Annotated in this window: 23 protein-coding genes; 22 read left to right on the forward strand and 1 reads right to left on the reverse strand. The window is 33.9% G+C overall.

Translation table 11 applies throughout. The annotated features are described in order from the left end of the window. Positions 1–474: 474 nt before the first annotated feature. The 14 genes from HU137_RS11290 to HU137_RS11355 all read left to right on the forward strand — a co-directional run bounded on the left by HU137_RS11290 (position 475) and on the right by HU137_RS11355 (position 11281). Complete coding sequence (locus HU137_RS11290) at positions 475–1251, forward strand: ParA family protein (protein WP_182043956.1); 777 nt, start codon at positions 475–477, stop codon at positions 1249–1251. Then, complete coding sequence (locus HU137_RS11295; RefSeq protein ID WP_182043957.1) at positions 1248–1652, forward strand: DUF3408 domain-containing protein; 405 nt, start codon at positions 1248–1250, stop codon at positions 1650–1652. The genes HU137_RS11290 and HU137_RS11295 overlap by 4 nt, the downstream gene beginning before the upstream one ends. Next, entirely contained in the window at positions 1652–2257 is a 606-nt protein-coding gene (locus tag HU137_RS11300; RefSeq protein ID WP_182043958.1) for a hypothetical protein, read from the forward strand. Before HU137_RS11295 ends, HU137_RS11300 begins: the two co-directional genes overlap by 1 nt. Positions 2258–2417: 160 nt before the next feature. Beyond that, positions 2418–2720, forward strand: coding sequence for a DUF4134 domain-containing protein (locus HU137_RS11305; protein WP_182043959.1), 303 nt, complete (start codon positions 2418–2420; stop codon positions 2718–2720). A 4-nt stretch (positions 2721–2724) separates the two neighbouring features. Beyond that, positions 2725–3057 carry a DUF4133 domain-containing protein gene (locus HU137_RS11310; protein WP_182043960.1) on the forward strand — a complete coding sequence of 111 codons (333 nt, stop codon included), beginning with the start codon at positions 2725–2727 and terminating at the stop codon, positions 3055–3057. Further along, on the forward strand, positions 3054–5555 hold the full coding sequence (locus HU137_RS11315; protein WP_182043961.1) for a TraG family conjugative transposon ATPase: 2502 nt from the start codon (positions 3054–3056) through the stop codon (positions 5553–5555). The genes HU137_RS11310 and HU137_RS11315 overlap by 4 nt, the downstream gene beginning before the upstream one ends. 18 nt (positions 5556–5573) lie before the next feature. Beyond that, positions 5574–6206 carry a DUF4141 domain-containing protein gene (locus tag HU137_RS11320; protein WP_182043962.1) on the forward strand — a complete coding sequence of 211 codons (633 nt, stop codon included), beginning with the start codon at positions 5574–5576 and terminating at the stop codon, positions 6204–6206. A gap of 20 nt (positions 6207–6226) precedes the next feature. Further along, positions 6227–7219 carry a conjugative transposon protein TraJ gene (traJ, locus tag HU137_RS11325; protein ID WP_182043963.1) on the forward strand — a complete coding sequence of 331 codons (993 nt, stop codon included), beginning with the start codon at positions 6227–6229 and terminating at the stop codon, positions 7217–7219. A 6-nt stretch (positions 7220–7225) separates the two neighbouring features. Beyond that, a complete protein-coding gene (gene traK, locus HU137_RS11330) occupies positions 7226–7852 on the forward strand; it encodes a conjugative transposon protein TraK (RefSeq protein WP_182043964.1) in 627 nt (208 codons plus the stop codon). A 3-nt stretch (positions 7853–7855) separates the two neighbouring features. Beyond that, complete coding sequence (locus HU137_RS11335; protein WP_182043965.1) at positions 7856–8095, forward strand: hypothetical protein; 240 nt, start codon at positions 7856–7858, stop codon at positions 8093–8095. A 7-nt stretch (positions 8096–8102) separates the two neighbouring features. Further along, a complete protein-coding gene (gene traM, locus HU137_RS11340) occupies positions 8103–9347 on the forward strand; it encodes a conjugative transposon protein TraM (RefSeq protein ID WP_182043966.1) in 1245 nt (414 codons plus the stop codon). Positions 9348–9363: 16 nt separating this feature from the next. Next, on the forward strand, positions 9364–10248 hold the full coding sequence (traN, locus tag HU137_RS11345) for a conjugative transposon protein TraN (RefSeq protein WP_182043967.1): 885 nt from the start codon (positions 9364–9366) through the stop codon (positions 10246–10248). A 2-nt stretch (positions 10249–10250) separates the two neighbouring features. Beyond that, positions 10251–10829 (forward strand): conjugal transfer protein TraO, encoded by a 579-nt coding sequence (locus HU137_RS11350; protein WP_220457223.1) that lies wholly within the window; start codon positions 10251–10253, stop codon positions 10827–10829. Positions 10830–10840: 11 nt separating this feature from the next. Then, positions 10841–11281, forward strand: a complete 441-nt coding sequence (locus HU137_RS11355) for a DUF3872 domain-containing protein (protein ID WP_182043968.1) — start codon at positions 10841–10843, stop codon at positions 11279–11281. Between the two features lie 280 nt (positions 11282–11561). Here the strand turns inward: HU137_RS11355 and HU137_RS11360 are convergent, their stop codons facing one another. Continuing rightward, positions 11562–12269: an IS1 family transposase gene (locus HU137_RS11360; RefSeq protein WP_220457224.1), complete on the reverse strand. Its 708-nt coding sequence runs from the start codon at positions 12267–12269 to the stop codon at positions 11562–11564. A gap of 328 nt (positions 12270–12597) precedes the next feature. On the opposite strand from HU137_RS11360, the gene HU137_RS11365 reads away from it, so the two are divergent. The 8 genes from HU137_RS11365 to HU137_RS11400 are packed head-to-tail and all read left to right on the forward strand — an operon-like array spanning position 12598 to position 23686. Further along, positions 12598–12807 carry a helix-turn-helix transcriptional regulator gene (locus HU137_RS11365; protein ID WP_182043969.1) on the forward strand — a complete coding sequence of 70 codons (210 nt, stop codon included), beginning with the start codon at positions 12598–12600 and terminating at the stop codon, positions 12805–12807. Between the two features lies 1 nt (position 12808). After that, positions 12809–14095 carry a hypothetical protein gene (locus tag HU137_RS11370; RefSeq protein WP_182043970.1) on the forward strand — a complete coding sequence of 429 codons (1287 nt, stop codon included), beginning with the start codon at positions 12809–12811 and terminating at the stop codon, positions 14093–14095. Positions 14096–14106: 11 nt separating this feature from the next. Continuing rightward, the gene (locus tag HU137_RS11375) at positions 14107–15942 is read left to right on the forward strand and encodes an ATP-binding protein (RefSeq protein ID WP_182043971.1); all 1836 of its coding nucleotides are present in this window, start codon (positions 14107–14109) and stop codon (positions 15940–15942) included. 8 nt (positions 15943–15950) lie between these two features. Further along, positions 15951–16853: a hypothetical protein gene (locus HU137_RS11380; protein ID WP_182043972.1), complete on the forward strand. Its 903-nt coding sequence runs from the start codon at positions 15951–15953 to the stop codon at positions 16851–16853. A gap of 5 nt (positions 16854–16858) precedes the next feature. Then, positions 16859–17617 carry a DUF5131 family protein gene (locus HU137_RS11385; protein ID WP_182043973.1) on the forward strand — a complete coding sequence of 253 codons (759 nt, stop codon included), beginning with the start codon at positions 16859–16861 and terminating at the stop codon, positions 17615–17617. A gap of 2 nt (positions 17618–17619) precedes the next feature. Continuing rightward, positions 17620–19125 carry an RNA-binding domain-containing protein gene (locus HU137_RS11390; RefSeq protein ID WP_182043974.1) on the forward strand — a complete coding sequence of 502 codons (1506 nt, stop codon included), beginning with the start codon at positions 17620–17622 and terminating at the stop codon, positions 19123–19125. A 27-nt stretch (positions 19126–19152) separates the two neighbouring features. Continuing rightward, complete coding sequence (locus tag HU137_RS11395; RefSeq protein WP_182043975.1) at positions 19153–20235, forward strand: AlbA family DNA-binding domain-containing protein; 1083 nt, start codon at positions 19153–19155, stop codon at positions 20233–20235. Positions 20236–20281: 46 nt separating this feature from the next. Beyond that, entirely contained in the window at positions 20282–23686 is a 3405-nt protein-coding gene (locus tag HU137_RS11400; protein WP_182043976.1) for a leucine-rich repeat domain-containing protein, read from the forward strand. Positions 23687–23792 lie beyond the last annotated feature (106 nt).

Here is a 23792-nt window from a genome sequence, read left to right on the forward strand (position 1 = left end):
AAAGCCTATAATTTTTATACTTAAAAATTTAAAATTACGACTTCGGAGTAATTTTTCCTCTGCAAAAGGCAGAGCAAGTTAGTTTTGAGGCACTCAAAACACAACTTGCTCCTTTCTTGAGAAAGGAATTCACCCGATCTAGGATACGTAAAATATCTACTCTTAAATTTAATACTCATATACATAGAAATCCACGCCAGTTAAAGTTTAAATACGTCAATAAAAGACATATCTAGATAGATTCACTTTTATGTAGAGTACTTTGTCTTCACAAGATTAATTCTGCAGGTACGTAAGGACGCACCAACATAAGTAAAGAATTAAATAAGTTTCTGCGCACACGCAAGCATGCATTATAAAAGAGCTCGCTGCCAATGTAAATACGAGTTCATGGATTTAAGTATGCAGCCTTATGAATGTATCACTAAATGAAAACCGAAGTATTCAAATATTTAAACAAAAAGCTAATAGCATATGGAAAATAAAAATCAAACAAAATTTATAGCCTTCTCATCTCAAAAGGGAGGAGTTGGAAAAAGCACCTTTACAATTTTAACTGCGAGTATTTTGCACTACTATTTAGGATATAATGTAGTTGTTTTTGACGCTGACTTTCCCCAACATAGTCTTATAAAAATGAAAGAAAGGGATCTTGAGATTGTGATGAAAAATGAGGTTTTAAAAAGGCAAGCTTACAAACAATTTAGTACAATTGGTAAAAAAGCTTATCCTATCATTCAGCACAAGGCGGAAGGTGTATTGGAAGCAGCTTCAAAATATATTGACGAGTCAGAAATTAAGCCGGACATTGTATTTTTTGATCTTCCCGGCACGGTTAATACTCCGGGCATTTTAAATGCTTTGGCCGGCATGCATTATATTTTCACACCTATTACGGCAGATCGATTCATAATGGAAAGCAGTCTTGTTTTTTCCCAATTAATCCAGGAAGTAATAATGAAGAGAGGGGACAGTTCTCTTAAAAGTATACAATTATTTTGGAATCAGGTCGATGGTAGGGAACGCACCATTTTATATGAAGTTTACAATGATTTAATTTTTGAATTGGGCTTAAGATGTATGAAAAGTATAATTAAAAGCAGTGCCCGTTTTCGAAAAGAAAGTGAATTAACGACGAAAAATGTCTTTCGTTCCGCCATACTGCCTCCCGATCCAAGATTGATGAAGATTTCAGGGATGGAGGAGTTTATAAAAGAGTTTATTGCAATCACAGAATTAGAAAGAAAATGAAAGAAAAGCAGAAAGAGAGAAAAAAGATCCCGGATTTAAGTGAAGAATTGATGATGGATTTAATGGTGGAGGGCATTAAAAAAGAAGGAATGGAATTAACAGAATTTTATACAAATAATCCAGAAGCCATCGACAAAGAAAAGAAGCGTAATCCTAAGAAAAAACAGAACAATAATTATGAGGAACTTTTTTTTAAGAAGTCAGAAACGAGCGCGCGAAATGGAAAAACCGTTTATATACGACCTGAATTCCATGATAGATTGAACAGGATAGTTCAAGTTATTGGAGAAGATAAGACGAGTATTTATGCGTATCTGGATAATTTACTCGAATATCATTTTGAAGAGTTTGGCGATCAGATTGTCAAAAGCTACAATGAAAAATACAAACCGATTTTATAATGGACTTATTGATATTATTTTCCATTTGGGCTGTGATAGGATTGATGCTATTTGAAAGAATTTCAAAAAGAAATGAAGATTACGGACCAGTGGAGAAAAGAAATGCGGCAGATATAATGGGCGAAACGAAAACTGTAATAGGAACTTTGGAGCCAAACCAGGACATAAAATGCCCAGTTGACATAGTAGTCACTAGACCCATTAATTTTGGATCAAAGAATAATGATAGCCTGCCGGAAGGACTGGAAGAAGATTTCATACAGGAGCCTGACTGGGAAGAAGAGGAAAAACAAATGCGTCAGGTAAGTGAAGCGGGCAATACAGATATAGGTTTATTCACCGGAGTGAGTTTTAACGAACTGGTAGAAGCGGAGAGTGTTTTAAGTCAGGATTTAAGCACGCAAACTCAAAAGGAAGCCACTATAACTACCCTTCGTAAAGTACAAGGAACCGAATTATTTGATTTGCTGGAAAACGCCCGGGAGGGAGCATCCAAAAAGATTGCAAAATTATTGGCAATGCATCTTCCCGATGAGACAAAACCCGGTTCTTCCTCTGGGCAGGTTCAGGAAGAAGATGAGTTTAATATTGAGGATTTTGTTTAATTTAAAGTAAAGAAGAAGAAAGGAGCATTGAGAAATCAATGCTTTTTTTATTCAACTAAGTCAACAAAAGCCATAAGCTTCCTACCGCTGCCAGAACTAATAAATGACTTTTAAATCCCAATAGTTTTGCTAAAAGATTAATTCATCAAAAACTTAGAAAATGAAAAAAGTTATCATTAAAAAAGTCATCCTTGTTGGAGTCTTTTTCTTAACGGGCTTATTGCATGCACAGGATGGAGCTGCAGGGATAAACGAGGCCACGCAAATGATCACCTCATATTTTGAACCGGCCACTCAGCTCATTTATGCTATAGGAGCTGTGGTAGGTTTAATTGGCGGGGTAAAGGTTTATAATAAATTTAGTAATGGAGATCCGGATACCAGTAAAACAGCAGCCAGTTGGTTCGGCGCCTGTATTTTTTTGATCGTAGCGGCCACCATTTTACAAGCCTTCTTTTTATAAAAAGATGAAAGAATTTCAGATCAATAAAGGAATAGGTAGGACTGTGGAGTTCAAAGGGTTGAAGGCTCAATACCTCTTTATTTTTGCGGGAGGTCTGTTGGGCGTCTTAATTCTGGTTATGATTCTCTATATGGCGGGTGTTAATACTTACTTCTGTATTGGTTCAGGGACTGTATGTGCAAGCATCATCATCTGGCAGACCTTTTCCCTCAATAAAAAGTACGGTCAGCACGGACTTATGAAACTGGGAGCATTGCGTAAGCATCCACACTATATCGTACGCCGTAAATCAGTTCGCCGCTTTTTCCTAACGAATAAAAATGCAATAATCAAATGAGAAGCAGATCCAAAATCACAACTTTGGAAAGTAGGTTTCCGTTACTGGCAATTGAAAATGATTGTATTATTTCCAAGCAGGCAGAAATTACAGTTTGTTTCGAGCTTGAACTACCGGAACTTTTTACGGTGGCATCTGCGGAATATCAGGCCATTCATTCTGCCTGGCATAAAGCAGTTAAAACTTTACCCGATTATACGGTGGTTCATAAGAAGGATTGGTTTATCAAGGAAAGTTATAAATCTGAACAGACGGGTCAGGAAAGTTTTTTAAATCATTCCTATCACCGTCATTTTTATGAGCGTCCTTTCTTGAATCATCATGCTTATTTATTTATCACTAAAACGACAAAGGAAAGGATGCGTATGCAAAGTAATTTTTCTACGCTTTGCAAAGGAAATCTGATTCCCAAGGAAGTCAGAGATTTCGAAACGGTAAGAAAGTTTATGGAAGCGGTTTCTCAATTTGAAAGAATACTCAATGATTCCGGCTTCATACAACTAAGACGATTAAGAGAAAATCAAATAATCGGTACCGCTGAAGAAAAAGGACTATTGGAGCAATATTTAACCTTATCGGTTAAAAACGGATCACCTATGCTGGATATAGCATTGGGATCCGGGGAAGTAAGGGTCGGGGAAAAAAGGTTGTGCTTGCACGTCCTTTCCGACACTGACGACCTGCCATCAACAGTAGAGGTAGATTCTCGTTATGAAAAGCTTTCCACTGATCGAAGCGATTGTCTTTTATCTTTTGCAGCACCTGTTGGACTTTTATTGAATTGCAATCACATTTATAACCAATATCTATTCATAGACAACAGTGAAGATAATCTGAGTCGTTTTGAAAAATCAGCAAGGAACATGCAATCTCTGGCACGCTATAGTCGTGGTAACCAAATTAATAAAGAGTGGATTGATCGATATTTAAACGAAGCACATTCCCATGGTTTAACTTCCATCCGGGCACATTTTAATGTCCTGGCGTGGGCAGAAGATGAGGAGGAATTCAGAAAGCTTAAAAACGATACAGGTAGCGCATTGGCTTTAATGGAATGTCGGCCGCGACATAATACAACCGACACGGCTACATTATTTTGGGCAGGTATTCCCGGTAACGCAGGTGACTTTCCCAGTGAAGAGAGCTTTTATACATTTATTGAACCTGCCTTGTGTTTTTTTACGCAGGAAACCAATTATCAAAGTTCTCCATCTCCTTTCGGAATCAAAATGGCAGATCGCCTGACCGGAAAGCCCATTCATTTGGACATTTCCGATTTACCCATGAAAAAGGGAATTATTACCAATCGAAACAAATTCATTTTAGGACCCTCAGGAAGTGGGAAATCCTTTTTTACCAACCACATGGTACGTCAATATTATGAACAAGGGTCACATGTTTTATTGGTAGATACAGGAAACAGTTACCAAGGTTTATGTGAATTGATCAAAGGAAAAACGAAAGCAGAAGATGGTGTTTACTTTACTTACACAGAAGAAAATCCAATAGCTTTTAATCCTTTTTATACCGATGATGGAATTTTTGATATCGAAAAAAAGGAAAGTATTAAAACACTGATTCTTACCCTTTGGAAACGAGATGACGAACCACCCAGCCGTGCCGAAGAGGTAGCTCTTTCAAATGCGGTGAGCGGATACATTGAGAAAATAAAACAGGAGGATGAATTTCCGTCTTTCAATGGTTTTTATGATTACATCCAAACGGATTATAAAAAGATTCTAGATGAAAAGAATGTTAGGGAAAAGGATTTTGATCTGGCCAATTTTCTAAATGTCCTGGAGCCTTATTACAAAGGAGGAGAATATGATTATTTATTAAACTCTATGGAGGAAGTAGATTTATTAAATAAACGGTTCATTGTATTTGAGATTGATGCAATCAAAGATCATAAAATCTTGTTTCCTGTAGTTACCATTATCATTATGGAAGTCTTCATAAATAAAATGCGCAGGTTAAAGGGCGTACGTAAACTGATATTGATTGAAGAAGCTTGGAAAGCCATAGCCAAAGAAGGTATGGCAGAATATATCAAATACCTATTCAAAACAGTACGTAAGTTTTTTGGGGAAGCAATCGTAGTAACCCAAGAGGTAGATGACATCATTCAATCTCCCATTGTCAAAGAAAGTATAATCAATAATTCAGATTGCAAAATATTATTGGATCAAAGGAAGTACATGAACAAGTTCGATGAAATCCAGGCGATGTTAGGACTTACCGATAAAGAAAAAGCTCAGGTTTTGTCAATTAATATGAACAATGACTCAAACAGAAATTACAAAGAGGTATGGATTGGTTTGAGTGGAACTCATTCTGCTGTGTACGCAACCGAAGTAAGTTTAGAAGAGTATTTGGCTTATACAACAGAAGAGAGTGAAAAGATCGAAGTGATGGAACTAGCTGAAAAGTTAGATGGAAATGTAGAAGATGCAATCCGGCAGATAGCATCTAAAAGAAGAGAAACATTAGTGAATTAACAATTTAAAATCAGAAAAATGAAAAAAGGAATTTTTATGGTGATAGTTGCTGTTCTTTTGGCAATCTCACCCGCAACAAAAGCGCAATGGATAGTAACGGATCCCGCCAATTTGGCCTCAGGGATTATCAATAGTGCCAACGAAATCGTCCAGACTTCGTCCACGGTTTCAAATGTGATAAAAAACTTCAAGGAAGTAAAGAAAGTTTATGAGCAGGGAAAAGAATATTACGACGCGCTTAAGGCGGTAAATGATTTGGTTAAGGATGCCCGTAAAGTTCAGCAAACCGTTTTAATGGTGGGAGATATTTCAGACATGTATGTAAGCAATTTCGAGAAGATGATGAATGATCCCAATTTCTCGGCAGAAGAATTATCTGCCATCGCATTTGGATACTCACAACTTTTAAATGAAAGCGCGAATCTTTTAAGTGATTTACAGCAAATCATAAACAGCAGTTCATTGTCAATGAATGATAAAGAAAGAATTGACATCATTGACAAAGTATATGCTGAGGTTCAGGAATACTATAATCTGGTTCGGTATTATACAAACAAAAATATTTCGGTGAGTTATCTGCGGGCCAAAAAACAAAACGATACCCGAAGAGTATTGGAGTTGTATGGAACCTCGGGTCAAAAGTACTGGTAAATATTTAAGAAGTATGCCTTATGGAATTTGAAAACCTTCACGAAATCCTCCGCTCCCTTTATGATGAGATGCTGCCATTATCGGCAGAGATGGCCGGGTTGGCAAAAGGATTAGCAGCCTTAGGAGCTTTGTTTTATGTCGCAGTAAGAATATGGCAAGCATTGAGCAGAGCTGAACCGGTAGATGTTTTTCCATTGCTACGTCCCATTGCCATCGGTTTATGTGTTATGTTTTTTCCGACGATTGTATTGGGAACCATAAACGGAGTATTAAGTCCGGTTGTTTCCGGTACACATGGAATCTTAGAGGATCAGGTATTGGATTTAAACCTTTTACAGGAACAAAAAGATTTATTGGAAAGAGAAGCTATGCTCCGCAATCCCGAAACAGCGTATTTGGTTTCCGATGCAGAGTTTGATAAAAAGTTAGAGGAGCTGGGTTGGTCACCATCCGACTTAATCACGATCTCCGGAATGTACATTGAAAGGAGTATGTATAATGTGGAAAAAAGCATCAGAGATTCCTTCCGCGAAATTTTAGAAGTTTTGTTTCAAGCTTCCGCATTGGTGATCGACACCATCAGAACCTTTTTCCTCATCGTACTTTCCATTTTAGGACCCATAGCTTTTGCTATATCGGTTTGGGATGGTTTTCAATCCACTATGACCCAATGGATCACACGATATGTGAGTGTTTATTTATGGTTACCTGTAGCCGATTTGTTCAGTGCAATGCTAGCTAGGATTCAATCTCTAATAATTGAAAGCGATATTGATAAATTATCAGATCCCGATTTTATTCCAGATCCATCCAATACTGTTTATATCATTTTTATGATAATCGGCATTATAGGTTATTTCACCATTCCGACGGTAACTGGTTGGGTTATTCAAGCTGGGGGCATGGGCAATTTCGGGCGGAACATCAATCGTACTGCTCAAGCAGCAGGAAATGTCGCTACTGGAGGATCTGCAACGGTAGCTAATAAAGTAGGCGGACAATTATTGAAATAAATAAGAATGGAATTCAAAGTACTAAGAAATATAGAGAATAGCTTTCGCCAGTTAAGATTATTCATTTTCGTCTTTGCACTGTTGTGTACAATAATTACAGGCATTGCCATCTGGAAATCCTACAGTTTTGCAGAAGCTCAAAGACAAAAAATTTACGTATTGGATGAGGGCAAATCTCTGATGCTGGCTTTGTCTCAAGATGCCAGTATTAACCGACCGGTAGAGGCACGCGAGCATATCCGAAGGTTTCATGAATTGTTTTTCACTCTGTCGCCGGATAAAAATGCGATTGAAAGTAACATGAGCCGAGCCTTTTATCTGGCGGATAAAACGGTGTTTAATTATTATAAAGATTTAGCTGAAAAGGGGTATTACAACCGAATCATATCAGGGAATGTGCAACAAAGAATTGAAATCGACAGCATTCAATGTGATTTTAACCAATATCCCTATCAGGTGATTGCTTACGCACGTCAATACATCATACGTTCAAGCAATATTACTGAGCGGAGCCTCATAACAGCTTGTAATTTGGTAAATGCTGTAAGATCGGATACAAACCCGCAGGGTTTTACAATCGAGAAGTTTGCAATAAAGGAAAATAAAAATATACAGGTTATACAAAGACAATAGTTTATGAAAAATATACAAGCTAAAATCAGGGAGTGGGAAGATAAGTTGGAAAAAATCTGGAATGAGCTTTCGGTTAAAAAACAACGGACATGGATTGGAATTGTTTTACTGCTGTATGTCCTTTTAACTGCTGTTGTAATAGGTGAGGCCTGGTTTAAAGAAAATCGCAGTTCTCAAAAGTTAGAGATAAAACGAATGCAGAGCCCCATTTTACCGGGTCTCCCATTTAAAAATTATCAATAAGAAAGCTATGAAGAAAAGTAAAGAAATAAAAACAGGTATAAGATTGAAGGATGTCCGGGAGGGGAAAGAAATCCTGTTAAAAAAGGAGCCGGTGGAGGTTGGGCCATTACTAAAGAAATTTGGATTGTATACATTTCTGGGTATTTTATTTATTGGCGCAATGATTTGGATATTCTTTCCAGAAGATGAGCAAAATACTCTGGAAAATGAAATTTTCAATGAAGTTCCACAAGCAAGCGAAACTAGGCTTGAATCTGATAAGAAAAAGGCCTATGAAGAAGATATTTTAAGGGAGCGTGAACAGGAAAAAAGAAAGGTGATGGCAAGTTTAGCCGATTTTTTTCAATCAGATAGCAATGATAATATAGAAGATAATTATCTGCATGACTCCATTTCCTCGACAATTAATGCGCCTGTTCAAAAACCAGTTTTTGAAGGTTATAAAAACATACAGAACTCCTTAGGTAATTTTTATTCCGGCTCAGATAGGAGTGAGGCATTAAAAAAAGAAGTAGATTATTTAAAAACTCAGTTAAGAGAAAAGGAAACAGAAGCAGATCCATTGGAAACACAGTTGGCATTGATGGAAAAGTCTTATGAAATGGCGTCAAAATACTTTCCGGGAACTGTGTCAGAAGAAGATACTAATGACTTAGGAAATCCAAAATTAATAACTGAAATTCAAGCTGAATCCAAGATTGTCGTATCGAGTCTGAGAAAACCTAAAAGTGTAGAGAATCTTTTTAATACTCCAACCTCAGACATTTTAAGAGATCAGCAAAGAAATACGATCAGAGCTTGTATTCATGAAGATCAGTTTATTACATCGGATCAGGGGATAAAGATCCGTTTACTTGAATATGTTATACTCTCCGGACATTCTTTACCAAAAGGAACGATTTTAATGGGTTATTCTCAGATTAAAAACGGGAGGTTGGAAATGACTATCTCGTCTGTTGAACGGGAAGGAAATATTTTTCCGGTTGAGATCAGCATATATGATTTGGATGGTCAAGCAGGACTTAATATTCCGAATTTACCAGAACTCAATGCATTGACTGAAATCTCCTCTAAACTCGGGAATTCTACCGGAACACAAATACTGATGAATTCCTCTGCTTCTGATCAGATTGTTGCAGATTTAAGCAAAGGGGCAATACAAGGAATTTCAGGATATTTTTCAAAAAAGACAAAAACACCAAAAATATATTTAAAAGCCGGTCACCAATTATTCCTGGTACCTAAAAATTAACTCTAAAATTAAAAATATGAAATCAATAAATTATAAATTTTTAGTTCTGTTTGTTTTATTACTGAACATAACTGTTTGGAGTCAGAAGGTAGTAGATTCAGAATTTGGAAAAATAGAACCTTTCAAACTGGAAATAACTTTTGAAAAAACATCTCATATCATTTTTCCTTCAGCGATACGATATGTCGATTTGGGAAGTGATAATCTAATTGCCGGAAAAGCACCGGATGCAGAAAATGTTTTACGAATAAAATCTACCGTTCATTTTTTTGAACCCGAAACCAATTTTACGGTCATAACAGAAGACGGACAATTTTACAATTTTGATGTTGTATACAGTGAAAGTCCTGAAACACTGAATATTGATATAACTGGTGAATTGCGGGAGCAGAAAAAAAACTTACATCAGGAAGTGATTTTTGAAGATTTGTCCGGCACCTCCGTCTCAGTTTCTCAAATGATAATGGAGGCAATAATTGAAAAAAATAAAAGAAACATAAAACATATTGGATCTAAAAGTTTTGGTATTCAGTATCAGGTAAAGGGGATTTATATTCACGATGGAAAATATTATCTCCATACCGAAATTCATAATCAAACAAAAGTTCCTTTTCACATTGATTTTTTCAGCTTTAATATAGTCGATAAGAAAATTGCAAAGCGAAGTGTAGTTCAGGAAAAGATGATAAAGCCATTAAGAATCTTTAATTCACAGGGAGAGATCAGTGGAAATTCATCAATAGATAATGTATTTCTTTTGGAGGGTTTTACTATTTCGAATGATAAAGAATTGAGAATTCAAATTTTCGAAGAAGGAGGGAGTCGGCATCAGGTTCTCCATATTGAGAATTCAGACTTGTTGAAAGCGAAATTGATTAAGGATATGCATATAAAATTATGAAAATGAATAGAGCTTTTTGGAAAATGGCAATCATATATTCATTGATGTTTTGCTTTATAAACTTGAATTTGGTTTCTGCACAAAGAATGGTGCAAGGACAAAAGGGTATCGAAGTAACTGCAGGAGTTTTATCGGACGGAAATGTTCCGAAGGAATACTTCATTTCCATCGGTTTTACAATTCATGCAAAAGCCGGCAATTACAATTTAATATCATTTGAGCACAACCACCAAGTATTCTCCTATAAAAATAGAGAGATTCCGCTCGAATCCTATTTTTTGGAAGGAGGTTATAGCTTTCGATTGATAGATATTATGAAAGGTTTCATCAATGTCAATATAATGCCTTCACTAGTGGTTGGATATGAGCAGATTAATAAAGGAAATAAGGAGTTAAATGATGGTGCCGTAATTATTTCCAAAGACTCCTTTTTGTATGGCGGTGGTGGTACTCTTTCCGTGGAAACTTACTTTTCAGATAAAATCATTTTTCTACTGAAGGGGAAAGTTAAGGTAATAATAGGTAGTGATTTAGAAGTTTTACGTCCCGGAGTTGGCGTGGGGTTTAGGTTTAACTTATAAAGAGATCAAGTATGTTTGGAAAAGCTATAGAAAACAAAATATACATTAGGAGAATACTCCTTTTTGGAATATTTATGACGGGATTATTGATTATAAAAAGTTGTGAATCTCCTGAACTGGCTATTCGTCAAAGTTTTCCATTTGAACTTTACGTGATGCCGATTCCGTTGGAAATTTCAGTAGGAGAAACAATTGAAATAAGAATAGAAATACAGAGTGAGGGAAATTTTGAAGAGGCGATTTATAAAATCAGATATTTTCAATATGAAGGGGAGGGGATGTTACAGTATTTTGATTCCCCTCCTTATCAGCCAAATGATCTATATGTTTTACCGGAACAAGAATTTAGATTATACTATACCGCAGTTTCAGATGAAAACCATTCGTTTAGTATATGGATTTCAGATAATTTCGGGGAAGAAAAGCAATTGGATTTTCATTTTCAAAACTAAACTCAAAGTGTTGCTGAAGCTTCGGGTGTTTGGGATTGCAAACTAACAAATTATTTAGTGTCCGATTTACCGATCAGTATATAATAATTTTTGCTACTATTATTTGTGTCTCGTAAAACAAAAGATAGCGTTTCTATTCTTTTTTTTCCATCAACACATTTGAAAACCTGATAAAGAAAAATCTGTTTTCGAACGATTTAAATAATCATCCCGAAGCGTCGGGAGCAACTGAAAAACCTTTTGGTTGTCCTGATGCTCATTACTAATTCTAAAATATCTCCTAAATTATAAGTTCACTCCAAAAATAGATTTTCAAAACAGCGGAAAGCAGAACCGGGCTTTTGGAGAAGCAGATCGTTCTGCGGTTCAGCCGCTTCAGGTGGATTCTTAGATTCAGGTTGAAGCGTTCTATGTGATTGGTTCCGAAACGGATTACTTTATGGATTTTCTTTTGAATCAGGTATTTGTAATTCCTTAATCCGTCAGTATAAATGCTTTTAGCTTCGGATAATTGCAAAGTTGTCAAAACAGCTTTCAGTGTTTTGTTGGTTCTTGCTCCCACATTGAACGAAACAATTTTCCAGCTTTCCCTTTCCAGCGCATAAACGATCCAAACCAAACGGTTTTTGCTTTTTATATAGGTTCTCAGTTCATCTACCTCGTAAACTTTTCCTTTGCTGATAAAAGGCCTCGGTATTTTGTTTGCGATTGAAATAATTCTTTTCAGTAAAGTAGTAGCGGAAATATCCAAAACCCTTGCCGTACTCCGAATGCCCAATCCTTCTTTGGTCAATATGATAATTTGTTGGTTGAGATTTGACTGATAAGCATTATAAGTATAATTCAAAATAAATCTTTTAAAGCAGGAATTACATTTGTAGCGTGATTTAGCATTGAGTGTTTTACCATTTTTAATACAATTTCCAGACTGGCAATAGGAACATTTTATGCCAACACCAATTCTGAAACACTTAGTGCGATTTTCCATATTTTTAAGCGGTTTAAGAGAATAAATATAACAAGAGTGAGGGATTTCCTCACTCTTATTTTTCAAATTCAATTTTTATTTGTTCTGATTTTCAATGTTTTAATAATCTCTTTTAGTATAACACCAAATGTGAAACATTGCCTATATCCGTTAGTAGAATGGCTTTCTTTTTTTTCTGTTTTTTTCTTTTGGAGTGAATATTCTTCTATAATTAAGGAACGCCCTGAATATATTATGCCTATTGAAGTAGCAATATGATTAAGAGTCTCAACATCGCACTATTTTTTTATCTATATTTGCATATAGATTCACATATTAGGCTATAAGGATGGCAAATAACGATATTAATCGACTTCGTGTAGTATTAGCAGAAAAAGGACTAACAAATAAATGGTTGGCGGAAAGAATGAAAAAAAATCCAACTACCATCTCAAGATGGTGTAATAATGATATGCAACCATCTTTAGAAACATTGTTAGATATAGCAAATGCATTACAAGTTGATATAAAAGATTTGTTATGGTCTTCAAAAAAATAAAATGGAAGATAGTCAAAAAGATATATTAAATGCTTTTAATGGCATTTTGGATAATTTAGTGGATGGTGAAAAGTATGATACTTTACCACCTAAGGGTCCTATTGACCTGCCTTTTGCTTCAGTTGAAGAAGAGGAGTTGAGATCAATTGATCAGGATATTTATGGCGAAGACGAAGAAGACGGAATGTTAGTTTCTTCAGACAGAATAAAAGTTGTAGAATCTGCTGCGATCAAAGAAGTTTTACTCCCCGACTCAAATGCACTTGATGGATTGAATGTAATAGGAATTGTCGGAGCTAATAATAGAATAATAACTACATCATTTCATTTAATTTTATCCAGATCTTCTATTGTAAATTTCAGGTACACAAAAGGTTTTGAGAAACCTTATTTTTATACAAAGAGTAGAGAATCATCTGCTTTATTAGTACTTGATAGTAATATTTTTGATAGTGCATATAGTCTGCATACGTATAATGAATTAATAGACAAAACAGATAGCCCAATATATGATCATTTGGTAAAAAGCAAAGGAAAACCTTTTATTTTCAAGTATAATCATGAAAAATTTAAAAAAGCTCCGGCTTCTCAATCTTTAGGGTTAGCAGTAAAATTCCAACACTCTTTAGAATTATTGTCGCTCGTAGATGTTAATATAGCAGATAAAAACCCCTTAGTTTGTATTAAAGATGGTGCTTTGTTTTCAAATAGTAGTAAACCTTCTGATATTCAAAATGGTTTACAGAAATTGTTTTCGTGGTCAAAGAAAAATAAGACGTTTATCGCATTATCGTCAAAAATAACGGATTCCAGAGTTTTAATTAACACATTAAATGCACATCCACATTTAATCGAAGAATATTTTCCTAATCAACATATCACAACAGGTATCATCAATTCATTTGGAACAGATGCGCTGTTACTAAAAAAAATATTGAAACCAGGATATAGAACCCCACTAATTGAATATATTGAAAAAACAAGAGAACCAATTATTCAAAAAGAAGGTTATGGGGGGTTAAAACCCCTCACATGTTACTATCACAAAAGGTCAAAACCCTATAGTTTTATAAGAATCGAAGTTCCAAAATTCATGTGGGAAGAAAATAAAGAGCAAGTTGAATTTGCCATTTCTATAGCAATTTGGCAATTTGAGCTTGGAGGTGATCGCCCTTTAGTAATAAAAACAGCTGCAGAAAGATGTGTCTTAGATCATGAACATTGGGTTATAGAGCAACAGATGAAAGCAGCATTTGAAAAGAAAAAGCTAGGTCTTATAGAATTTTAAATTGAATCCAGATGACAGAAGTAAACAATAATATTTCAAACAATATAGAGGTTGCTAAACCGTATCATGATATTAACACCCCATTTTCTATAGATGAAAATGGAGCTCTAGCGGAATATATAATTAATGATCCAGAAAAAATGCCTCAATTGGCGTTGGGAGCTTCGATCTTAATTAGAGATAGAAAAACTGATGGTGTTTCCACCAATGAGTATCGAGATTTTTGGTATGCAGGAAGAATTATTGGATTAAAAGCAGTTTCTCCATTTAATCCGGAGAGAACAAGCATGCTTTATCAGGAAGATAGTTTGATGGATCCTACTCTTCCATTAGATTCTATTAATGGACCACACACTCATCAACCTATGGTTATACAAGTGGCATTAACAAGGGAGTTATCTAGCATTGAGAATAAACCTCGTGAGTTCATGGATTCCGCAATTCAAAGACCCCCTTCTGGGCATAGCAGATTGTTCTTCCCAAAATTAACCAATGAAAACGGTGATCCTTCTCCTACTCTTAAAGATATTTTAAGGGTAAAAAGCGAAGGTCTCAATTTAGGAATGATTGGTTTTGGAAATAAACCTTACGGATGGAATGACAAACAATTTATAGAATACAAATGGGATATTGATAGGCTTGATAATAAACATATTTTTATTGTTGGAGAAAGTGGATCTGGAAAAACAGTCTTTCTAAAAAATCTTGCATATGAAATCAGAAAACACGATTCAAAAAATAAAGTTATTCTGACTGATGTACAAGGAGATATTTCTCAACTACTTTTTTGGGATTTTGTCAAAAATATTCCGCCTAGCGGATGGCAACCGCAGGTCACAGATCAAGAATTTGAGAATGCAAAAATGGTATTTGGCAATTTTAGGTTGATTGTTCCAATGACAAAAGATTCTTATGCAGAAACTGAGGTTGCTTCTATAATAAAATTAGCACAGAAAAGAGATGTTGATGTTCGCAGAATTAGTTTGCGTTTTCAGGATTTAGACTCTCCTAGAGATGCAGAATACTTGTTTAGGACAAGCTCTGACCAAGCGGCGTTGTTAATTGAAGACTTGTCAGAAGGTCTAAAATCTAGTGGAGAACCAGCATCTTTGTCTAGATTACAAACAGCAATTTCAAGACTTCTTACAAGAAATACCACACCACAAATTACCATTCCAACAAATGGAGTATCTTATTATAGAAGCACATTTGAAGCGAGTAAACGAGCGTTAAGAAGTTTAGAAGAGTATTTTGATTTAGACCCTATAGGTTTGCAAGAAGATAAGAATCCACTTGACGATTTTAATTTTGATGGAACTACAATTCTCTATCTCGATCATTTAAATCATGATGAAAGATTGATGTGGGAAATGCAACTTGTAAGTTGGTTATATAGAGAAAAGAAAAAAATGAAGAATACATATGTTTTCTTTGATGAGGCTCACCAAATTATACCTGCCACAAAATCAAGTGGATCAAGCAGTAGTGCGGAAGTCTTTAGTAGATTAAGATCAAACTTTGAAAAACTAGCGAGAGAAGGCAGAAAATTCAGATTAAATTTAGTTTTAAGTACTCAAAACCCTCAGGATTTACATCCAATCGTCCCTGAACAATGTCCGACTAGAGTGGTAATGAAAATAAATCCTAAAAATGCACAATATGCATTTCTTGACAAGGAACTGGCATATGTGGCAAATAGTTTTAGTCAAGGACAATTTTGGATACAGAGCCCTTTCAATGGTACTCCTGATTGGGTTAGAGTACACAGTATAGCACCTCCCGTTCCACATGTTTCAATGGAGGTATTTAGAGAAGAAATGATGAAGAAAGCTAAACTTGAAAAATAAGATTTAAAATGGCACTTGAAAGGAGAAAAGCTAACACAATTCCAATTCCATGGGGAGAGGAAGAAGAGGTAATTTTATTGAGTTATCTTAAAAAAGAAGCTTTTGATGCCAAATTGCTTAGAGAATTATTCCCTAACAGAACCTTACCAAGTATTAGAAGTAAAGTAAGAAAACTACGTATAAAGCATGATCTTTTTGGAGAATCTTACAGAGGGCATAAAGAAAATTTTACTTTGAAAATAGCTCAAGTAGCGAAGCCTAAGTCAGTTTTTGACGCATATGCAGGAGCTGGGCATCAGACCTTCGAATGGATTAGCGTTGCTGATACTGTATATGCATCTGAGAAGATGAAATCAAAACTTAAGCAATTTGAAAAAACAGCTAACGAGAAGGGGTTTGAGAAAATAGATACAAAGGATAATCTATGGAAATTATATAAAAAAGAAAAAAAACAGGTTTTCTTTTTTATTGGTGATGCAATTGATGCTGCTGCGGATCTAAAAGTAAATAAGGTTCGTATTGATTTGATTGATTTAGATACATGTGGATCTACACTCCCTATTCTTCCTACATTATTAATATTACTTAAACCTAAGCATTTATTAATAACCCATGGAGAATTTCATTCCATGCGATTCAAAAGAGAGGATGTTTTGAGAAGACTTCTAATGCATAGGGATATAAAGGAGAATCCTTTACCATTAGAGGTTGATGAAATGAGCAAGGAATTAGATAAAGCTGTGAAAATTGCCGGATTAAGAGCACATAATGAGACCGTGAATTCATTTTGGTTAACTCTTATGGATGAAACTTGGTTGGGCAGTCGATTTCATGGAATGCTAAGAAGATACTATAAAGTATCTAAACCACCTGCTACCTCGGACTGTCTGAATGAACTGTCTAATTCTTAGAAAGTATGAACAGGTCTAATATCGAGTGGACTGAAGTCACTTGGAACCCTACTACTGGTTGTACAAAAGTTTCTACAGGTTGTAAAAACTGTTATGCAGAAAGATGGGCAAATATGCAGCATAAGAGAGGGATAAATCAATATAGAAATGGGTTTGATTTGACTTTGGCGGTCGAACGTTTAAATGATCCTTTGAAATGGAAAAAACCGCAAATAGTATTTGTGAATTCAATGAGTGATTTGTTTCATGATAAAGTAGAAACCGATTATATAAAAAAAATTTTCTCGGTCATGAATAACACCCCGCAGCATACTTATCAAATACTTACCAAAAGAATTGAAAGAGTAAAAGACTTATCAGATTCTATATTTTGGTCAGATAATATATGGTTAGGTGTTTCAGTTGAAAATAATGATTTTGTTGAACGGATTGAGATACTTAAAAAAACTTTTGCTAAAGTAAAGTTTATATCATTCGAACCGTTATTGAGCAAGATTAAATATAATGACTTTACAGATATTGACTGGGTTCTGGTTGGTGGAGAATCAGGAGGAAACGCAAGAAAAGTTGAAAAAGAATGGATTAAATCAATAAGAGATAATTGTAAAAGACAGAATACCGCTTTCTTTTTTAAACAATGGGGGAAAAGAATTTTTAACCCAAATCCAAAAGATCCGACAATTGACAGAAAACATCCTTTCTATGCAAAAGGAGGGTGTATGGTTGATGATAAAATTTATAGAGAATATCCAAATATAGAATAACAATGGCTTTACCAATAAATATAGAAGATCTTGTAAATGCGAGAACAGTAGAATCTGTTAGAATTGAATTTAAAAGAGGATGGAATCCCGAAGAGGCTATTCGAACAATTTGTGCATTTGCAAATGATATTAGGGAATATGGAAGTGGATATCTTATAGTTGGAATTGACGAGAAAGAAGGAACACCTATTTTGCCACCATATGGAATTCAGGCGAATCAAATTGATAAAATTCAAAAAGAATTTATCCAATTGTGTCATCAAATTCAACCTAATATTTTCCCAACGATAGAACCTATCGAATTTCAGGAGCAGCATATTATAGTAATCTGGGTTACAACAGGTGAAGAAAGACCATATTCTGCGCCAAGTACACTCGGTGGAAAAGCTCAACGTAGGATTTATGTTAGACCATCTTCTGTTACCATTCCAGCAACTCCTGTTTTGGAAGATCAGCTTAGAGAGTTAGCTGCATACAAACATTTTGATGATCGTGTAAATACAAAATCAAATATTGATGATTTAGATTTAGGTCTAATTCAATCTTATTTACAGGAGATTAAAAGTAATTTATACGAAGAAGCATTTAAAATACCTCTGTCAGAACTTGCCCTTAAAATGCAAATAGCTAGGGGCACGGCTGAAAACTTAAAACCTCTTAATGTAGGTTTATTGATGTTCTGCAAAAGTCCTGAAAAATATTTTGAAGGCTGTGTTACAAACTTAGTAGAATTTGATGATGAAGCAGGAACAAAGTATTCTGAAAAGAAGTTTCTTGGACCTGTTCATACTCAGATTAGGCAAATTATGAACTATTTAAATAACAATATAATAAAAGAGTTCGTTCGTAAAGATACATCACGCGCAGAATCTAATCGTTTTGTAAATTATCCTTATCAGGCTTTGGAAGAAGCTGTTGTAAATGCCTTATATCATAGAAGTTATGGTAATCCTACTCCAAATGAAATAAGAATATACAAATCGGGCAATGATCGGAGAATTGAGATATTGAGTTATCCTGGACCTCTTCCGCCAATTGATGAAAATGCTTTGGTACAGTTAAAAATAACCGCAAGGAATTATAGAAACTTGAAACTTGGAGATTGGTTAAAAAATTTACGATTAGCAGAAAAGTATGCAACCGGAATTCCAACTATTTTAAATGCTTTAGAAACAAATGGATCACCCAAACCAATTTTATCTACTGATGCAGATAGGTCACATTTTTTGGTTGTTTTTCGAATTCATCCAGATGCTCCTGATGAACCTAATCATCCTATAGATGATGTAGGAGTATTTGCGTTATCAAATAGTCAACAAACTATATTAGAAAAACTAATAAATGAACCTATAGTTGAGACTGAAATAGAGACCTTATTTGAGGGAGATGTCAATGATGACTTAGGGTTTCTTGTCAAAAATGATTTAGTTGCTATAAAGCAAATCCCTGATAGTAAACTATTTTTTATAACACCTAAAGGTAAAAATGCCTTAAAAAGTTCGTTCTAATTTTTCATATATAGTTTACAGGTCGTCATGAAAGATATATATCAGCTTACTTATAAAGACATTAATGAATTGTTCTACACAGGAAAGTTAACAGAAAGCCAGACTATTGAGCTTAAAAGAGACTTTTCTTTTGATAAAAATGGTCGAATTGAAAATAGAGAATTCGTAAAGGATATTACTGCGATGGCTAATGCTGATGGAGGATATATTTTCATAGGAATTGATGAAAAGGCATTAAAAGTTTGTGGTATTAGTAATATAATTGGTAATCAAAAAATAGAAGATTGGATTTGCAATGTTTTAAATGATTTAGTTGACAAAAGTATTGAATATCAATTACATCAAATTCCAGTTAATGAAGATAGTACGAAAAGTATCTTTGTATTAAATATCGCTCAAGGAAAGAATAAACCTTATTATGTGGTTTTTGATAAAAAAAGCCTTGTATATATTCGAAAAGGTACTTCTGTTTTTGGGGCTAAGCCTGATGACATCGCAAACATGTATAAATCATCATTACAAAATGATGAAGATAATCTCAACAATAAGGTTGAGATTAAACAAAGTGCAAAGGGAAAAAGAGTTCAGCAAATAGGGCAAAATTTTGGTCGTATTATTAATACTGAAAAAGTTCAAAATGTTACGGAAGTATTATATGATAAAGAAAGTCATATTACAGATCAGCAAGCAAAACAAATAAAGGATAAAGTTGATGAGATTGTTTCTATTCATGACAAGGCTGGAAAGTTTAAAACAACTGATAATAAAGGGAAATTTTACGCTGTTACATGGAGTAGTATAAAGAATAGATATGGTGTAACCAAATACACTCTCTTGAGAAAAGAGGACTTTGAGGATTGCATGAAATGGTTACAGACACAAATAGCTTCCGTACACCGCCCGATCTTAAGAAAGCATAACAATTCTGAATGGAAGAACTCAATGTATTCTAGTATTTACGCAAAATCTAGAAATGAGTGGAATATGGATAAACATCAATTGTATCAGTTTGCTGAAGAAAAGCTTAATCTTAAAAAGCCAATTACCTCATTGAAAGATTTAAGTGATGTCCGATTAAAGAAATTGTACGCTATACTATTCTCTACTTAATTTTTTCATCACAAAAATGAAACTATAATCTGTTAACCTATCAAAAATGGAGAATATCAAGCCAGAAATCCTAATTAAAATTGAGAAAAAATACAATCTGAATCTTGAAAAATTGATTGAATTTCAAGAAATTATGGAATTCCCCCAATCATATAAAGTTGATGAAAACAATAATGTAATAGAGATAAATCTTAATAATTGTAAATTTAGTTCTTTGCATCAATTAAGATACATTAAAACATTAAAAAGGTTATGTTTAGGTGGAAATAACATCCAGAATATAGAACCGTTATATCAATTAAAAGAACTTGAGTATCTTGATATCAGTAATAATAGAATCGAAGAAATTTCCATTTTAAAACAGTTGTCAGCCCTCAGATATTTAAATATATCCAATAATAGGATTTATGATATTAGTCCGATATATGATCAGTTAAGAAATGACTTGTATTTGCAGGCTGACAACAACTCAACTGTATATCCTTCGCAGAATATTTCGATAAATAGAAATGGAGATGTTATTGAATGGTTTGATAATTTATGGAACTATGCAAACAGTAAGATTGAAGAAAATTTACACACAAGGGAAAAAGTTTTAGATCTAGGCAACTGTGGTATTACAGACTTATCCAGATTTCCTTTATTGTATAAATGTACACATTTAAAAACATTGATACTAAGTAACGAATGGGCTATATATGAAGGGGAATGGGATAGGGAAACCAGTAAAAATAATGGTCTACCAAACAATATATTTTATGTACCAGCTGAGTTTTCCAAACTGATAAGCTTGGAAGAACTTTTTATTGGTGGCGATTGGAAGAGCAGAAAGAATAAAGTTTGGAATAGATGGAGAATAAGAACTTTTGCTGTATTTAATAAATTAATTAATCTAAAGTACCTCAATCTCAGTAATAACTTAATTCAAGGAAATGTCAATCTTACTAAACTTCAACAGACTCAAATATTGCATTTGAATAACAACAGAATTACTTCGATAACAATATCTTCCAATCTTGAAAATATCAAAGAACTCTATCTTAGTAATAATTATATTTCTGACATCTTTTTTCTGAATAAGTTTCCAGCAGTTAATACCGTTGATCTCCATTCTAACAGGATAAAAACCTTATTACCAATTAGGGAACTTATTGAAAGAGTTGACATCAATGATTCAAAATGGCAAAAGCACTCAATTAACCTAACTCAAAATCCTTTATCAAATCCACCTTTGGAAGTTGTCTCTCAAGGAAATGAGTATGTGTTAGCGTATTTTGAACAATACCAAGCAGAAAAGAGTGTCAAAATAAAACCGTATTTAAATCGAGATATTAAGTTGGTTTTAGTAGGAAATAGTGATGCAGGCAAATCTACTCTTACAGAATATTTCTTAACCGGAAAGTGGAATGATACTATTTCCAGTACTCATTGGATGGTAGTGAAACGGTGGTCAACAAAACATAAAAGTCGAACATATAACATCAGAATATTTGATTTCGGGGGTCAGGAATATTATCATGATACGCATTACTTATTCTTTACTAAGCAGACCGCCTATCTATTACTTTGGAACGAACAATCGAATAAATATGGAGAAGTTCTTATAGAACAAAGACAAGCTGATGGTCGCTTAAAAGCAAATAATGTACAGTGTTTCCCATTAGAATATTGGCTTAATTCTATCGAATACCATACGAAAAACAAAAAAACTTCTATTGATGAAAAAAGGATTAAGGAAATTCTAGATAAACGAGACGTCGATATTCAAAATAATATAAGTGCTGGAGAAAATTGGACAAATGAGATAATTCAATCTACAGAAGATATTGGTAAAGAATTAGAAGATGTTCCTAATATTCTCATAACACAAAATAAAATAGATAATGCAAATGATCTAAAATTCCTTAATGAACAACATCTAAAAAAATCTTATCCAAAAATTTTTGGATATGCTTCTCTTTCAGTGAAAACCCAAAGAGGTATGGATAATTTTAAAAATATTCTGTTTGAATTACTGGATAAAACTCCTTTAGTAAATAAAGAATTTTTGGGTACATGGGGATTTGTGAAAAATGAGATTGAAATTGGAAATTACCCCAACAAAAAAACAACCCTTAAAGAGTTTAAAGAATATTGTAACAATAAAATTAAAACTATCCCTGAAGTAAAGAGAGGTGGTAAAAAATTAATAAAACAGGTACTTTTTAATGATACTGATGCAATTAGTTTCGCACAATATTTAAATAATATAGGACTAATTTTGTATTTTCCTGAAAATGATAGTTTGAAGGATTATGTATTCCTGAATCAAAATGACATTCTTAATAATATATATGACATTCTTTTAGGTTTAAATAAACAAAATGGCAAGTTCAATAAAGAATATATTAAAGATACTTTAGGAAAAAATCATTTTGATAACGAATGTGAAATGATTACTAATATTATGAGCCATTTTAAAATGATTTTTAAACATCCGTCAGATATTGATCATTTTATTGCTCCTTTATATTTGCCATCAGAACCACCTAAAAGTGTGAAAATTTTCCTGAGTACATTCCAAAAACCAATTTGTAAGTTTATTTTCAACAGCTTTATTCATAAACACGTTATTCTAGAATTTTTTCAGAAACATGGACAGGCTGTTTTAAAAGACACAAATAATGGTGAATCATATTTATACTGGAAAAATGGGGTTGTATTAAAGGAAATTGACACTCATGAAATTGTACTTGTAAAATTTTGTAATGTTAATGATGCTAATAAAAGTGCCTATATAGATGTGTATAAATTGGAAAATTCAGGAAGTGGTCAATTTTCTGAAAATGTAATAAAAACATTAGAGGAAATCTGCGTTGATAAAGATGTGACTAAAACAGTAACAATTGACGGTGAAAACTTCATCCCAATTTCAGTGATTCATAAAGCAGAAGAAAATGGAAATTGGGTTTTTCATTATTATGAAAAATACTATGAGCTGAAGCAATTCAAACAATACTTAAAACAACCTATAAAAATGAAAAAAATATTTATTTCTTATTCCAAAGCTGATGCTTTTTATTTGGAAAAATTGGAAAATCACCTAAGCGTACTAAAAAGAAATGGAACTATTGATACTTGGAATTGTAGGCAATTGTTGCCAGGTGAAAAATGGGATGGTAAAATTAAGAAGGAATTAGAAGAAGCAGACGTAATAATATTTTTAGTAAGTGATGACTTTTTAGCAACAGACTATATCTGGGATGTAGAAATTAAGAGAGCCATTGAACGAGAAAATGCTACCCCTGAAAGTGTAAGAGTAGTACCTATAATAGTCAGAAGTTGTTATTGGGAAGAGTCGCCCTTAAGTGTATATAATACTGCACCAAAAAAAGCTCAGGTTCTAACATTGGCAGGAAATATCGACGAAGCTTATACGAATGCAGTTAAAGAAATTAGAAAAGTATTATAATAAAAATTTTTGTATTCAACATCACAAATGACTGAATAACAACGTTGTACATGTTAAAATAGATTATCCTTTATAAAGCTGAATCATTCTATGATATTGTATCCAA

The organism is Moheibacter lacus (assembly GCF_014042165.1).
In the GTDB taxonomy this organism is placed as follows: Bacteria; Bacteroidota; Bacteroidia; order Flavobacteriales; family Weeksellaceae; genus Moheibacter; species Moheibacter lacus.